Origin of the sequence: Leptospira levettii (assembly GCF_002812085.1) — a bacterium.
In the GTDB taxonomy this organism is placed as follows: Bacteria; Spirochaetota; Leptospiria; order Leptospirales; family Leptospiraceae; genus Leptospira_A; species Leptospira_A levettii.
Genome location: NZ_NPDM01000001.1, coordinates 738,525 through 755,028, shown reverse-complemented (window position 1 = coordinate 755,028; position 16,504 = coordinate 738,525). Strand labels below are relative to the sequence as shown.

The window sequence follows — 16,504 nt, the reverse complement described above, 5'->3', positions numbered from 1 at the left end:
CAAAATGTACCTACTCCTTCCGGGGCGTCACCATCTCCTCACCAGGTACCAAAAGGAATACTTACTTCGTTTGGTAAACATGGGACTCTCGGAAGAATTGGATGTGTTTGGAAATCCATTACAAATTTCTAAACACCCAAGTGCCATCATCTTTGCCGTTACATCGGCCAATCATAACAACACAAGGCGTAACCCACTTCCCCTTTACCAAAGGGCGATGATGATTCAGGATTTCTCTAAAGAACTCAACATTCCAAGTTTTGTCATTCCAATCGATGACATTGGTCAGTCACCTAACTTTGCTTCGTATACAATTAAAAAAATTGAAGTAGAAACTGAGTTAATGTTAAAGTTAACTCCCGAGAATACAATAGTCCTTTGTTCCACTCCAGTGGCGAACTTGTATCTGGAACTTGGCTTCAAAGTTTTACCGGTTGAAAAAGACCCTGGTTCAGCGGATTCGTTTTTGGCAAAACTTCCTTGGGAAGAATTAGAAAGTATTGTTTTAAAACAAAAAGAATCAAAACAAAATCTTGATCCTGCCTGTATACGTTTGTGGAAGGATTATGGTTTATTTGAAAAAGTAGATATGTTGTTTTCTGATTCTCTGATCGGAGATGATGGAGACCTAACCGAATCTCGGGATTATAATACCTATGTCCGTGAGATGGATGAAATCGCCGAACTAAAATTCCAAGAAACAGTTCCCTTTTTGAGACCAGGTCGGATTGGGGATATCGGATGTGCTGTTGGTTCTTGGATCAAACTTGTCTGTCAGGATCCTAAGTATACAGAATCTGATTTTTATGGAGTGGAAATCGCACGCCATCTTTACCAACTCTGTGAACAAAGAAAAGAAAATGGTGAGTTCCAAAATCCCAATGTCTTTTTTCTGCGTAAAAATGCTGTGAGTGGACTTGTTTATCCACGTCTCAGTATGAATGCCATACATACCTCATCGCTAACTCATGAAATCGAATCATACGGTGACAGGTCACAACTCCTGGCATTTATCAAAAACCGTTTTGAGGAACTTGTTTATGGAGGGGTTTGGATCAATCGGGATGTTGTCGGTCCAGAAGACAAAGAAAAAGAAGTTTATGTCTGGATGGAAGAGGATTCGAGTACAAACCAAGGGTTTGGTCCTGAGAAATTTCCAAGTTTTAAAGATTACCTGGAATCCCAATCGACCAAAGAAAGATTTTTCCAATTCCAACAAGACTTTCGCAAAGAGCAAGGTTATGTGCTTAGGACGACTTCCATTTTAGTCGATGGTATAGAATACCATTGTATGAAACTCAAGGATATCTGCGAATACATCTCAAAAAAAGATTATACTGACAATTGGAAAAGTGAAATGCACGAGTCCTTTTGTTTTTGGAGTTTTAATGAGTGGAAAGAACAATTAGAATCAATTGGTTTTAAAATTTCCCCGAATTCGCGTGCCTATCGAAATGAATGGCTCGTAAAAAATCGATATGAAGGTAAAATAAAACTTTTTTTACCAAGGATCCCAAATCCAAAACTGACCGCAGACCTAATCCCTTTTGATTTCCCTGTGACTCATATGCTCATGTTAGCGGAAAAATAGATGCAATCAGAAGTTAGGCGTAATCTTGAAAAAATTCGTAATGTATTTCGGTCTAATTATTTATTAGCAGAATTAGACGATTCGGAACGAGAATCATTAATCCCATTTATTGAAGTTAAATTTGTTCGGATTGGACAAATACTAATCAAAGCAAACCAAATGCCTGAGTACATTCATTTTGTTCTCACAGGCAAATTTGGAATGAAACAAAACAAAGAGGACCTTCATTTAGGAAGGTATGCATTCGTTGAAGAAGGTGAGTCGATAGGGGAAAGGATCACTTTAACAAAAACTCCATCAAAACATGATTATTACGCACTTGAACCTTCTATTGTTTTATTATTACCAACTTCCCGTTTTTTAAAGTTAGTTGAATCTCATCCTGAAATAGCTGAAAAAGCAAAACATAGAGAAGAAGAACAAGAAAAATTTCATTACGTTCGCAAACTAAGTTTTTTTGATGAATTATCCCCTGAAGAAATCAAATCCATTCTAAAATCGATACAACTCATTAAAGTTCCACAAGGTGAATTCATTTTTGTTGAAGGTGAGTCTGGAGAATCAGCTTACATAGTCCGTTCTGGAAAAGTACAAATCAGAACTGAAAATCCAAGGAAAATCATCTCGATTATGAAATCAGGTGATATCCTTGGTGAAATTGCGATCTTTAAACAACAAAAAAGATTAGCAAGTGCCATCACAGCGGAAGACTCCGAACTCTATCAAATTCCTGGAAATGTTTTTCGTAAGGTCATCGGTGCCGAAAAAGGAAACAAACTTGAAGAGATAGTCCAATCAAGACTCTTAAGGTATTCCACTTACAAATCAAAGGAAAAAGAAGAAAATTCAATTCGTCCTTTTGTATCGAAACGATTTGAAATCAGGAAAACAACTCGAACTATTTTAATTGAACAAGTGACAACTGACCAAATGAGTCTTGTTGGATTGGTTTGTTCTGAGTTGGCATTAAGGACCTTTGACAAAGCACTTCCATCAAATTGGAAAATAAGAATTAAAAATGAACTGAGTCGAAATATTGTTCCTGGTATTTTTGAATTAGCAATCGAATTAGAAAAACTTGGTTTCTTAACAAAACAACTTCATATTCCATTTTCAGAATTAACAAGTTTAGAGAATCCAGTTTTCATCACAGACGATGAAAATATTCCATGTTTATTATATTTAGTTGATCCTGAATTAGATGCAATTTTAATCTCACATCCCATTAAAGGAGTATATGAATTATCAACTGAACAATTTCTAAAACTGTGGGATGGAGTGATCTTACAATTTTCTCTTGCTCCAAGCAGTTTGTCAGCAGAAGTAAGTTTGATTAGTTTTTTTAAAGAACTAAGGATGTTATTTAGCCCTAAAAAGAAAGAGATTCGTTGGGTAATGGTGGCTACTTTTTTTTCAGCAATCTTATCACTTTCGTTACCTTATTTAATTCGCCAGATTGTTGACCAAGTTCTAGTTTTTTCCGATCGAAACTTTTTGTTTACCGTTGTATTTGGTGTAACTCTTTCTGTTTTTTTCCAATCATTGTTTTCCCTTTTCCGCAATTTGATCTCGATTGGTCTCATGCAAAATTTGGAATATAATTACTTTGTTAGATTTTTTCAACATATTTTAAATCTAACACTTCCAGAGTTTCGTAAATTTGAGACTGGAGATTTTACACAAAGACTAAAAGAGAACCAAAGAATTTTGGAAATCACACAAAGATCGGGTTTGTTTTTAATTTTGGACCTCATTACACTTCCAATTTATTTATTCATTTTATTTCGATTGGATGGTGGATTATCCTTTGTCGGATTATTTTTTTTAATCGTATATGCAATCGTTGTCGTTCGTTCTAGCTCAAAAATCAAAAAGTTACAAAAACATAGTTTCGAATCTAAGAAAAAAACAACTTCCTTTTTTCTATCTTTGTTTTCAGGCATTCAATTGATCAAAGCTTCTTCAATCGAAAGTCGTTATTTAGCAAAAGGATTAAATGAAATTGCGAGGACAATCTTAACAAACCTTAGAGTGGGAAAAAGAGTACATATCCTCGAATTGATTAGCAAATTCTTTGAGCAAATAGGATTGATTTCAGTCATTGCCTATGGAGTGAATCTTGTTTTAGATGAACAATTATCACTTGGAAGTTTTTTGGGTTTTTTAATACTTTATTCCTTACTTATGGAGCCAATCGTAAGATTATGCCACTTGTATGAGGATTTACATGAATTAAGAGAATCTCGTATGAGACTCACTGAAATTTATTCGCTTCCAGGTGAAATTGTCAGTTTACGGCCGTTTGGTGAACTTCCTAGATTATCGGGTAGAATTAAATTGGACAATGTAAGTTTTCGATACTCAGAAGGGTCTTCTGAAATTCTAAAAGAGATCAACCTAGATATCGAAGCAGGAGAAAAAATTGCAATCGTAGGCAGAAGTGGGTGTGGCAAATCTACACTCATGCGAATTATGATGGGAACACTTTCCCCAACGAAAGGCAAAGTTTTTGTCGATTCATTTGATTTATCTACACTTGATCCTGAAGAAGTTAGAATCCAATTCGGTGCAGTCGAACAAAATCCAATTTTATTCTCTGGAACGATCACAGAAAATTTATCTAAAAAAAATCCCTCACTCCATATGGAATCATTATTAGCTGGTGCTAAGTTAGCCTCTGTTGATCAGTTTGTGGAAAGATTCACAATGAAATATGAGACCAAAATTGGTGAGTCTGGAGTTGGGTTATCGGGAGGTCAGAAACAAAGACTTGCGATAGCACGCGCTTTAGTCACAAATCCAAGTATTCTATTTTTAGATGAACCTACTTCTGCATTGGATTCCGAAACGGAAGCTCACATTCAATCACAATGGGAAACTGTTTTTTTGGATCGTACTGTGATTCAGATTTCTCATCGACTACATACTACAGTTAGTGCAGATAAAATTATTGTCCTTGATGAAGGTCGAATCGTTGAAATGGGAACTCATGCTGAACTGATTCAAACAAAAGGTTACTACTATCATTTGTTCCCTACGTTAACCGAAGAGGAAAGCCATGTTTAAAAAATTTAAGAACCTAAAAGAAACAGATTCTAATTGGGAATCTAGGCATTCTGCTTCGTATTATGATGAATTACTGAAACATCCAGCACCTAACTGGGAAAAGAAAGGTATTTATCTTATCGCAGTATTCTTTTTCTGTTTTGTTTTGTTTTTAGTTTTTGGACGAGTCGATGTTGTCGTACAAGCAAACGGTAACATTCGCCCAAAAGGTAATTATCATGTAGTAGAAGCATTAGAAACAGGTACACTTACCAATTTGTATGTAAAATCAGGTGATTTTCTTAAAAAAGGAGATCCCATTATGGAATTAGAATTCTCCGAACAACAAATTGAACTTTCAAAAGATGCGAACAATTTAGATTACGAAGAAAAAAAATTACAAAGATTAATTCGTAATAAACGTGAGGCTGAAAAAATTTTAAAGAGTCTTGCTTATAATTTAGAAAACAATTCTGGATCATCCTTATCGGGAGGTGTACTAAGTAAGTTTGTAAGTTTAAAAAAAGCTTATATGGATTTTCAAAATGGAGTTGGTGCAAAGTTCATTTATGACCAAAGTTTATTAGAGTTTAATGAAGAATTTGGAAATTTAAAAGATGAAATTCAACGAGAAGAAAATATAATCGCAAGTCTTCGCGGAGATACAAAATTAAAAAAGGAAAGAGTTGCCAATGCAGTGATTCGTATGCCTTTTTCTGGAGTGATTGGTGAATTAGCAGTTAATAACGTAGGTCAAAACATCATTCGAGGCCAAACAGTCGCTTCACTTATGGAAGAAGGACAGCCTTTAGAAGCCATTGTAGAAGTGAGTAGTAAGGATATTGGTGCAGTCAAACTTGGACTGACTGCAGTGATTAAGGTAAAGGCTTTTCACCAAAATGATTTTGGTGTTGTAGAAGGAATTGTTTCTCAAATCATTCCCAATACAAAAGATAAGGATTCGTTTAGTGTGATTTTGGTTTTGGGAACACAGGATTTAAACCAAGATGGAAAAAAGTTTCAATTGTTTCCAGGTTTAAAAGTTGTAGCAGACATTGTAATTGATAGAAAAAACATTTATCAAATTTTATTTCGTTACGCTGATCCAAGGAATTAAATTTGAAACGAAATTTCAAAGATATTTCAGACTTAGTAAAAGAAGATAGTTTTTTATCTCTTCTTTCAAATTCAGATCAGAAAAAAATAATTTCACTATTTGAGTTTAGATCTTTAGTCGCTGGAGATAAAATTGGAGGAAATGAAAATGATCCCACTCCTATTTTATTACTAGAAACAGGACGAATTCAAATCAAACTTAAAATCAATCAAAATGAGTTATTGATTAAAACATTAAAAGAAGAATCACTTTATGGAATTTCCGAATTCACTTCCGATTCTCTTGGAAAACAATTATATTACATTGAAGAAAATTCCAAAGTATTAACATTATCAACTTCATCTTTTTTGAAATTTATCAATTCAGATAAAGATCGCAAACGAATTTGGGATGAATATAAAGAAAATGTACAATTAAGAGATGAACTTAGAGTTCATCCTTATTTTCGAAAATTATCTAATTCTGAAATCCAAGAACTATCAAAATTATTAATCAAAAGAAAAATAAATGCTGGGCAAGTTTTGATTAAGGAAGGTTCAAAAAGTTCATCATTATTTTTTATAAAGTCAGGAAAGTTTAAAGTTACAAAAACAACTTGGCAAAAAGATTATTTTTCATTTGTAGAAGCGGGATCCGTCCTCGGTGAAATGGGTGTTCTGGAAAAAAAAGTAAGGAATGCTACTGTAACAGCAGTGGAAGATAGTTTCGTTTATGAACTTTCTTCGAAGAGTGCTGAACAATTCTTCAAAAAATCTGAGAGCTTGTTAATTACAATTCGCTCCATTATGAGTGAAAGGAAACTTAATTTAGGTGAAAAATCAAATGATGATGATTTTGAACAAACGAATGTTTATGAAGAAGATAAGTTTCATTTTTTACCAAAATTAAAATTTTCACCACCTATTCGGAATCAGATTTCTTTTCCATTTTTATTCCAAGAAGGGAAATTCCAATCTGGTGATGTTTGCCGTAAGATGATCTTAAAATATTGGGGTTATTCATTTGCTGAATACGACTCAGATCCTATGTTTCCAGATTTTGATCCAGATATTTTGCCATACCATTGGAAACAATGTTTTGGTGAAGAAAAGGGAAATTGTTATTTTGTTAATTGGCGTGAACATGAATCGGAATTGAATTCAATTCCAACCATTTCTTATTTAGAAAATTCAAAGTATGTCATCGTAAAACACATTGGAGAAAAGAGTGTAACCATTCTTGATCCAGAAATTGGTGAAGTTGTTATCAATCGAAAGGAATGGGAGAAAAAATCATCGGAGATTGTGATTTATTTTGTGCCCAAAGTCATTCCAAGTTCATCTTGGGAATGGAAAAATCGTTTTTTTAGTGGAATCAGTGAGTACTTTTTACCTGCGATACAATATTTAAAAGCAGGTATACTTGCTAGTTTTATATTGAAGGGACTTGAGGTATTTATTCCTTTAGTCAACTTGTACTTAATCGATGCTGTATTATTACAGGAAAGTCGTGATTTTTTCTTACCTGTCATTGTGTCAGTAATCGTATTAAGTTTGGCACAATCATTTTTAGGATACTTTCGATCGAATGTAATCTTTTTTACAAGTAATCGAGTTAATCAAACAATTGCTATACGATTTTTAGTTAAATTAATTTCACTTCCAATTTCTTTTTTTGAAAGGAATAGAAAAGGTGAAATTCTGAATCGGTGGGAAGAAATTGAATCAGTAATTTTGTTTTTTTCAGACCAAGGAGCGATGAAAATCTTCGATTTGATTTTTAGTTCATTGGTTTTTGTTATATTTCTATTTTTATCTCCAGTTTTATTAGTCATCATTATGTTGTTTATCATACCTGAGATTTTGGTTTTACGTTTTTTATCACCCAAAATCATTGAAGAAACAAAAAAGGAATCTTTAAAACGTGCCGAAACATTAAGTTATTTTATCGAATCAATCAATGGATTTGAAACGATCAAAAATTTAGGGGCAACCTATTCACATAGATGGGATTTTGAGAAAAGATTAACTGCTCAATTGAATTCAGAAGGAAAAAAACTTTTTTATTCCAATTTACTTTCGGCGAATACTGAGTTTTTTAAACAAATAACAATAGTTATCGTTATGTTGGTAGGTAGTTTGTTGATTTTACATGATCAAATGACTTTGGGAACTTTGTATGCTATTGTTGGTTTGATCACCTATATCCGAACTCCATTGATTTCTTTATATGAAGATTTTTTGAAATTTCAAAAAGCAAATGTAGCTTGGAATCGTCTCAGAAGTTTTGAATCTTTGGATAGTGAAATCTCCGATAAGGACAATTTATTCAAAGTTGATTTGCCTGAGGTGAAAGGCAATATTGAATTTAAAAATCTTTTTTTCGCGTATGACAGCCAGAAACCAGAATCAGGAATTCGTAACTTATCTCTCAAAGTTCAAGCTGGAAAAAAAATTGCCTTTGTAGGACGGAGTGGTAGTGGTAAATCAACAATCATAAAATTATTGTTAGGTTTGTACAATCCTAGCCAAGGGGAAATTTTCATAGATGATATTCCGCTCAATGAAATTTGGTTACCAAGTTTACGCACAAAAATTGGTGTATGTTTCCAGGAAAATCCATTTATTTCAGGAACGGTTCGAGAAAACATATCCATCACAAAACCAGAGGCAACACTAAGCGAAGTAGTAGAAGCAGCAAAACTTGCCTGTATTCATGATGATATTGTGAAGTTACCTTTGGGATATGATACCGAATTTTCAGATCGGGGATTTTTGTTCTCAGGTGGTCAAAAACAAAGAATATCTTTAGCTAGATTATTTTTACAGAGGCCTAACTTATTATTATTAGATGAACCAACATCCTCACTTGATAAGGAGACGGAATCGCGTATTCTGTCACATATCAATTCCGTTTTTGCGAATTCCACTATCATTACTGTCGCTCATCGATTGGACACAATTCGAAATTATGACCAAATTTTTGTATTAGAACGTGGAAAATTGGATTCAAAAGGAAATCATAAAGAGTTACTTTCCAAAGGCGGAATTTACCAATTGCTTCATTCCAAACAAGAAGCGATCCGATAATTCAATTAGTGACAAATTTTCGGAAAATTCTTAGTTGTATCATCTTACTAATTATGTCAAATTCACACCTTTTGGCAGAGGTGGTGGATTTTTATGACTTACCAAAGTTAGTTGGAGAGAAATCCTATGAATTAAAACTTAAGGAAATGGAAATCCAACGTAAAAAAGTGGATATCGATTCACGAAACTTACGTTATTTACCATCTGTGAATTTGGAACATTCTCCTTTTTTTGAATCACTTCGAGGAGATGGATACAACCGAAAAGGTTGGAGTACAACATTAAATCTAAACTGGAATTTTATGGAACAAGGTAATACAATCCTTACCAACATGATTCTAGAATTGGAATATGAACGATTACTCCTTGAATATCGTGCTCTTTACCAAAAAGAACTTTTTGAGCAAGCATATCAGTATGCAGAAACTTTGAAACTTTTGGCTTTTTACAATTATGATTTTTCCAATGAATCAGATGCAGACAAACAATTTCAAACTGTACAAAAACTTTATAAACAGGGAATAGAGTCTTATTTGGTAACTCAAAACTCAAAAGTAGACTATTTCTTTTATAAGTACAATGCGATTAAATCTAGACTTGACCAACAGAAAAGCCAATCAATTTTTAGAAGAAAGTTTTTATTAAAAGATGTTACCTTAAAACAGATTCCAGAAAGAGAATACAAAATCCTTCCTCTTGAATCAACATTGGCTGAATATGAAAGAAATTTATCTGATGTAAATTTTGATTTAATCTTAACAGTCAATCAAATCAAAATCTTAGAAATTCAAAAACAGGTTCGTTTCAATGAATTATGGGTTCCTGATTTTTTTGTAAACATATACAATCAAAATTCACGTGAATCTTTTTCTGGACTAAGTGGAACTTGGACAAATCCTATGCAAGTATATGATTATAGTCGAAATGATTATAGTATTTATGCAAGATCATCAAATTCAGATTTGAATGTGGGAGGAAATTTTGGATTTCGATTTCCTCTATTCAATCGTTGGTTAGATAAAAATGAATTTGATAAATCCAAAATTGAAGTGAAACTTGCAAAATCCCAATCTCAGTTTTTACGAGAAAACACCGGATTGTATTTATTTGAATTAATCCAACAACATAATAACCTAGTTGAGTTGTATGATATTTCTCGTGAAAGTAAAAGAATCGCAGAAGAAAATTATCAAATTATGGAAAAAGCTTATAAAACGGGATCGGCATCGATTATTGAATTACAAACAGTCGATAGACGACTTAGAGATGTGATGCGCAATGAAATCCAAAACCGTTATGATTTAATCCAATTACGACTTCAGATCGGTCTTTTGTTAGGCGATACGATGAAGTTTTTAAACAATTAAAGCACAATTGTTGGTGTATCAGAATTTGTTTCTTTTTTTCCAGTCATACCACATTTTTCCGATTTCCATTGGTTCAAAATTTCATCTGATTTGACTTTGTTTTTGTAATGAATGTATGGCGTTGTTAGGATTGGTGCTAAAAATATCGGAGAAAATGCAGAATTGAGTAACGAAAGAGTTACCACGAGTCCAATGGTTAATGTATTTTCATCAAAAACTTCAGTCACTTGCCTTTTCGTTTGAAAATAATATGCCTTACATTCTTCTGTGTGATTTGCCGGTTGGAAGGGAATGCTCACACATCCAGTAAAAGAAAAGATTGTTAGAGTTATAGTGAAGATTCTAAGTTTTTTAAACATACATTCACCGCATCTAAATTTGTCTCTTCAATCATCCTTTGAAAGTTTCTAACCTTAAAAAATCCATACAGGAATTCTTCGGCATTTCCTTTTTTGGTGATGGTCTCTTCTTTTTGTAATTCTTTGTTTAGATAGAGTTTGTAATGAAATTCGACAGAATATTCACCTAATCGATATTGTATGGGCCAGATTGCAGTGAAGGGATATAAAGCAGGCCAAGTATACCACCAATTATACCTGTCTGAATAGTTGGTTTTCATTTCTACATCAATTGTATAAAAATCTTTAACTTCTTTGGGATCCAATTCATTGTAAACATTTGTGAAAATACCTGATGATTGTAAATGGCCTTTCCAAGCCATGCGCCATGCATCTGTGTAAACACCTCGATCCGCAGAAAGGATCTCAAACTTACCAATGACAATCGGCAAGTTTACTTTATTCCTAGTGAGATTGCCATTTTTGGTTGGAGGGGGGACTTGGCGAAGGTCAGTGGAACATTGGAATAAGAGGGATACTATGATAAGGGCGTAGTAATGTTTCATTTTCGGAATCATAGAATAATCAAATTGAATCAGGAATCAATCCATTTTCTTATTTGGTGAATTGGCCAGTGAGTGCAGCTTCTGCACATTTCATTCCATCAATGGCTGCTGACACGATGCCACCTGCATACCCAGCACCTTCGCCACAAGGATACAATCCGTGAGTCGTAATGTGTTCTAAAGTCTCTGGATTTCTTGGAATCTGAATCGGAGAAGATGTCCGTGTTTCAGGAGCGTGAAGGATCGCTTCATTTGTAAAGTATCCTTTCATTGAAGAATCAAATTCTTTGAAACCTTTTTGGAGAGCATCTACAATGAGCGGGGGTAGAACTTCCGACAAAGAAACGGAAACAAGCCCGGGAGTATAAGAAGTTTTAGGTAGATCTGTTGAAACTATGTTCTTTGTAAAGTCGACCATACGTTGGGCAGGTGCTTTTTGTGTTCCACCATTGATTAAAAATGCTTTTTGTTCTATTGAAGATTGGTATTGTAAGGCAGAAAAAACTCCAAAGGATTCAAATGATTTAAAATCATCTAAACGAAGTTCTACGACAATTCCTGAATTTGCTGTTGGTCTAGAACGTTCTGCGCTAGACCAGCCATTGGTGACAACTTCTCCTGGTTTTGTGGCACATGGTGCAATCACTCCACCTGGGCACATACAAAAACTATAAACACCACGACCATTGATTTGTTTTACCAACGAATATTCAGATGCAGGTAATAGGGGATTCTTTGTTTGACAATGGTATTGAATGGAATCGATTAAACTTTGGGGATGTTCCACTCGAACACCAATTGCAAGTGGTTTTGTATGAATTTCGATACCTTTCTCATGTAATAACTGAAATATTTCTCGTCCAGAATGACCAGTTGCAATGATGACTTTATTTGCCATCCATTTATTTCCATCTGCAGATTTAACTCCAGTGATCGAATTTCCATTCATGATAAGATCGGTGACTCTTGTGTGAAAATGAATTTCTCCGCCTGCTGAGAGAATACATTCTCGTATACTCTGGATGATTTTTGGAAGTTTATTTGTTCCAATATGAGGATGAGCATCGACTAGTATTTGTTTTGTGGCACCAAATGAAACCAAATACTCGAGAACTTTTCGGATATTACCTCTTTTTTTGGATCGGGTATAAAGTTTTCCATCAGAATAGGTCCCAGCACCTCCTTCTCCAAAACAATAATTAGAATCTTCGTTCACAATGTGGTGTACATTGATGCCACGTAGATCAGATACTCTGTCTTTTACATTCTTTCCTCTTTCCAGAATGATTGGTTTTTTACCGAGTTCTAAAGCGCGTAAAGCGGCAAATAAACCCGCAGGTCCTGCTCCAATGATGAGAATTGGTTCTTCCAGCTTTACATTCTGAAAATCTGGAATGGAATATTGAAATGGGATAAATTCTTCATTGATGTAAACATCTAATCTTAATTGGTACACAACATGTTTTTGTCTTGCATCAATGGATCTTGAGGTACATTCAATATGTTTGATGTCTTGTTTTGGGATTTTATTCTGTTTGGATACAAACTGTAAAAGGTGATCCGGATTGGAAGCTATCTCAGGTGTAACTCGGACATTTAATTCTAGTTTCAATGTATTTCACTAAACTCAGTTGATCGATTCAAGATAAAGAAATCCAATTCAGAAATTGAAGAGAACAATTCTTATGAATTTTGATCTAAGGATTGTTTCATTAATTTGGCAATCGCTTTTTCATTTTCACCTGGCATTCTCTCTAGATTCTCTATGACTCGTAATCTTCTTTCCCTTGTATGGTTTTGGCTTAACTTTTCTTTCCCATCTAATTCTGTGATTTGAATCCGAAAGGGAACAATTCCTTTTTCTAAACCTATCAAATAATCCTTATCAACTTCACTTAGCTTGTAACTCGAGTCGTGGGACTCAAATGTTTGTACGAGAGTTTTTAAACTATTTTGGATTTCCTGTGGATCTTCCATATAAGTTAAAATCCCTTTGATATGAACTGCCGTAAAATTCCATGTTGGAACAGAACGATTGGTTTCATACCAAGAAGGTGAGATATAAGAATGAGGGCCAGGAAAGATACAAAGGACCTCTTGGTTTAAAGAATTTTTTTGTGGGTTTGGTTTTGCAAAATGTCCAATCAAGAACTTTTGATCTGAAGAAACTAATAGAGGTAAGTGGGTAGCTTCCATTTTCCCATCGACATTTGAAACAAGAATTCCAAATGGATTATCTTTTACAAAATGAAGTATAGACGAAGACTCCATTCGGAAATGTTCGGGAATGTACATCGCAGTTTACCTCTGCAGAATATTTTGATTAATTTGATTTCCAGAAATAAGATAAAAATTCTGTTTCCTGAACAAATCCTTCTCTTTCATATAAGGATCTAGCTTCTTTATTGTGCATAGAGGTAGATAATTCTAAACCTTTTCCTTGGAAAAATTTTGTAAAAGATTTTGCCTCATGGATCAATAGTTTGGCGATCCCTTGTTTTCTATTTTCCGATTTAACATATAAATCATTTAGTATGTAAGAACGTTGCATAGAGATAGAGGAAAAAACTGGATACAATTGAGTGAATCCTAAAAAATTTCCAGTATTCGGGTCTTCCGCTAGGAATAGAACTGATTGGCCATGTTCCATTCGGTCTTGTAAATACCGTGAAGCACCTGCTAAGTTACTTTTTTGGCCATAAAACTGACGATATAAATCGAAAAGTTCTGCGAGTTTTGAAATGTCTGAATAGTTAGCTTGTCTGATTTTCATATTTTAGTACCAAAGTGAAACTAATCACTGATAAAATGGCAGTGATTGGTGTAGCCAGTAAAGTTTCTAAATTTGTAACGGCAACTAAATTCCCAATTGTGTTTAGAAAAAATACAGCGGAAATAAATCCGAATAAAATACGGATCCATATCGGAACCAAACCATTGTTCATGTATTGTAAATATAAATAACTACAATACACAAAAAAAACATTAGCAATTAAGGATATACTCTCCATCAAATACATCTCTTCTATCGATTGGAGTCTACCACCCCAAAGGTATTGGTAAGGAATGATTTGCAATAAAGCAAATACGTGAAAGACTGATGCCAAGGAGAAAATAACAAATAAGATTTTACTTGTGATGGTTCTTGTTTTTTTAGATGGATTCCACATTTCATTTTCCTAATGATTGTAAATAATAAACATAATCAATTTCAGGTGCATCGCCACCTAAATGAGTTATAGCAGCTGTGATTTGTCCACGATGGTGGGTTCTATGATTCATATTGTGTTGTACAACATCACAATATAATAGTTCAGCTTCGAATCCTCGCATGGTTTTGTAACGAAAGATATTTTCCCATTTTGATTCATCGAAATTTTGTATCCAACTGTTCCATTTTTCAATGTGAATTTGAAGTTGTTCTTTTAGTTTGTCTTTCTTTGATTCTATTTCTTCTGCGAGCGATGTTGGAATAAATACTTCCCCAGAGAGTCTTGAGAACCATACTTTTTCAACAACTAACAAGTGATTGAGTGTTCCATGGATTGACTTAAAAAACAGCCCAACATCTTTTTTGTAATCATCATCGGATAAGTTCTCGATGGATTGGTAAAGAAGATTTGTTGCCCAAAGGTGGTAAGCATTGTTCCGAAGGAAAAAATCTTTCATTAAGAAAGATTTTTCCCTATTATTTAAGGAGACAATGAGAAATTTATTTTTTGTTTCCTTCGTTGGCGGTTTCTATATCAATCCTATTGGTAAACGATAAAACTGACTGCAACTGTAGCGATGACCACTAACCAAGAAGGTAGTTTCCAAAACTCCAAAAGTAAAAATCCCACGATCACAAGGGCAAAGTCTTTAGGAGAATACACGGCGCTTGTCCAAACTGGATTATAAAATGCTGCCAGTAAAATTCCCACAACGGATGCATTGATGCCTAACATAACCTTTCTGATCCATTGATTTTTTCTCAATTGTTCCCAAAAAGGTAAAGCTCCAACTATGAGTAAAAATGAAGGAAGGAAAGCTGCCACCAAACAAATGATAGCCCCAAACCATCCGTTTGGTGATGCTGATGACACGGCCCCTAAATAACTACTAAACGCAAATAAAGGTCCAGGGATCGCATTTGACAGACCATATCCTGCCATAAATAAATCATTACTCACCCATCCAGTTGGTACAACTTCCGCTTGTAATAAAGGTAGTACGACATGCCCACCCCCAAACACAAGGGCACCAGCACGATAAAAGCTATCTAGGTACTGAATTTCTGTTGTATTCGAAATGTTTCGTAAAAGAGGTAAAAGGAATAAAAGAATAAAAAATAATGCTAAATACAGGAAGCCAAAAAATTTTTTGCCAGTGTGCATTGATTCATGAGGTAATATTTCATTTGATCTTAGAAAATAAACTCCAAATAATCCGGAGAAAGTAAGAAGTGATATTTGTAAAACTGCTGAACTAGAGAATAGAAGAATAACACTTGTTATGATAGCGATTGTTAACCTTTCTTTGTCAGGACAAAGTTTTTTTCCCATACCAAGGATTGCTTGGGCAACGACAGCAACAGCTACTACCTTTAATCCATGTAACCAATGTTTATGGTTTGCAACATCAATTGTCCCTAAACCTAAACCAAACAATACGAGAATCAAAAAAGAAGGTAAAGTAAATCCAATCCAAGAAAGGATGGCTCCCAATAATCCACCACGAGAAAGTCCGATTGCCATACCAACCTGGCTACTGGCAGGTCCTGGTAAAAATTGACAAAGCGCAACTAAGTCTGCATAGGCATGAGCACTGATCCATTTTTTTTTGGTAACATATTCATCATGGAAATAACTCAGATGAGCGATAGGACCACCAAACGAAGTACATCCGAGTTTGAGAGCAGTGAAAAAAATTTGTAAATGTTTCATAATTATCCTATTTTGATTTGTTTCCCGTTAACTTAGAATTTCACCGATCAATTCCTTTAGTTTGATTTTTGCAGAAATAAGTTCTTTTTTTCCTTTAGGTGTGATGCGATAAAATTTTCGTTTTACCTTACCCAATTGTTCAATGCGAGAACGAATGAGTCCTTTTTGTTCTAAGTGTTTTAAAAGTGGATATAAGGAACCAGGACTAATATTATAACCATGTTCTCGCAATTCTTCCATCATCCAAACACCGTAGATTTCTTCTTTTAGGCAATGGTGTAAAATGTGAATTTTGATAAAACTGGAAAAAAATTCATTGATACGCATTCAAAATCAGATTACGATATCGTAATTTGATAGTCAAATGGAAAAAATGAATGTTCTAATGAGATATGAAACGAATTTGACATTCCAATAATCAGGAATGGGGCGCCTCGAAAGGAATTTGTATTCGAAATCGATTCTAAACCGACCGCGCCTTGCGTTC

Annotated in this window: 14 protein-coding genes; 5 read left to right on the top strand and 9 right to left on the bottom strand. The window is 34.3% G+C overall.

The window, feature by feature from the left end:
- Positions 1-4 precede the first annotated feature (4 nt).
- The 5 genes from CH354_RS03440 to CH354_RS03420 are packed head-to-tail and all read left to right on the top strand — an operon-like array spanning position 5 to position 10,188.
- Positions 5-1,591, top strand: coding sequence for a nucleotidyl transferase family protein (locus CH354_RS03440; protein WP_100725407.1), 1,587 nt, complete (start codon positions 5-7; stop codon positions 1,589-1,591).
- Entirely contained in the window at positions 1,592-4,657 is a 3,066-nt protein-coding gene (locus CH354_RS03435) for a peptidase domain-containing ABC transporter (protein ID WP_100725406.1), read from the top strand.
- The gene (locus CH354_RS03430) at positions 4,650-5,753 is read left to right on the top strand and encodes a beta-barrel domain-containing protein (RefSeq protein WP_100725405.1); all 1,104 of its coding nucleotides are present in this window, start codon (positions 4,650-4,652) and stop codon (positions 5,751-5,753) included. Before CH354_RS03435 ends, CH354_RS03430 begins: the two co-directional genes overlap by 8 nt.
- Positions 5,754-5,755: 2 nt before the next feature.
- Complete coding sequence (locus CH354_RS03425; RefSeq protein ID WP_100728668.1) at positions 5,756-8,821, top strand: ATP-binding cassette domain-containing protein; 3,066 nt, start codon at positions 5,756-5,758, stop codon at positions 8,819-8,821.
- 53 nt (positions 8,822-8,874) lie between these two features.
- The gene (locus CH354_RS03420; RefSeq protein ID WP_100725992.1) at positions 8,875-10,188 is read left to right on the top strand and encodes a TolC family protein; all 1,314 of its coding nucleotides are present in this window, start codon (positions 8,875-8,877) and stop codon (positions 10,186-10,188) included.
- Here the strand turns inward: CH354_RS03420 and CH354_RS03415 are convergent.
- From CH354_RS03415 to CH354_RS03375, 9 genes are all read right to left on the bottom strand, one after another.
- Positions 10,185-10,487 (bottom strand): hypothetical protein, encoded by a 303-nt coding sequence (locus CH354_RS03415; RefSeq protein WP_420843817.1) that lies wholly within the window; start codon positions 10,485-10,487, stop codon positions 10,185-10,187. The genes CH354_RS03420 and CH354_RS03415 overlap by 4 nt on opposite strands.
- Before the next feature lie 29 nt (positions 10,488-10,516).
- Entirely contained in the window at positions 10,517-11,092 is a 576-nt protein-coding gene (locus CH354_RS03410; RefSeq protein ID WP_100726413.1) for an LBF_2127 family putative lipoprotein, read from the bottom strand.
- Positions 11,093-11,141: 49 nt separating this feature from the next.
- Entirely contained in the window at positions 11,142-12,704 is a 1,563-nt protein-coding gene (locus CH354_RS03405; RefSeq protein WP_100725994.1) for an NAD(P)/FAD-dependent oxidoreductase, read from the bottom strand.
- A 71-nt stretch (positions 12,705-12,775) separates the two neighbouring features.
- Complete coding sequence (locus CH354_RS03400) at positions 12,776-13,387, bottom strand: FMN-binding negative transcriptional regulator (RefSeq protein WP_100725995.1); 612 nt, start codon at positions 13,385-13,387, stop codon at positions 12,776-12,778.
- A 28-nt stretch (positions 13,388-13,415) separates the two neighbouring features.
- Positions 13,416-13,865 (bottom strand): GNAT family N-acetyltransferase, encoded by a 450-nt coding sequence (locus CH354_RS03395; protein WP_100725996.1) that lies wholly within the window; start codon positions 13,863-13,865, stop codon positions 13,416-13,418.
- A complete protein-coding gene (locus tag CH354_RS03390; protein WP_100725997.1) occupies positions 13,846-14,262 on the bottom strand; it encodes a hypothetical protein in 417 nt (138 codons plus the stop codon). The genes CH354_RS03395 and CH354_RS03390 overlap by 20 nt, the downstream gene beginning before the upstream one ends.
- Before the next feature lies 1 nt (position 14,263).
- Positions 14,264-14,761 carry a DinB family protein gene (locus CH354_RS03385; RefSeq protein ID WP_100725998.1) on the bottom strand — a complete coding sequence of 166 codons (498 nt, stop codon included), beginning with the start codon at positions 14,759-14,761 and terminating at the stop codon, positions 14,264-14,266.
- An 83-nt stretch (positions 14,762-14,844) separates the two neighbouring features.
- Entirely contained in the window at positions 14,845-16,017 is a 1,173-nt protein-coding gene (chrA, locus tag CH354_RS03380; protein ID WP_100725999.1) for a chromate efflux transporter, read from the bottom strand.
- Positions 16,018-16,044: 27 nt separating this feature from the next.
- Positions 16,045-16,344, bottom strand: coding sequence for a PadR family transcriptional regulator (locus CH354_RS03375; RefSeq protein WP_100726000.1), 300 nt, complete (start codon positions 16,342-16,344; stop codon positions 16,045-16,047).
- Positions 16,345-16,504 lie beyond the last annotated feature (160 nt).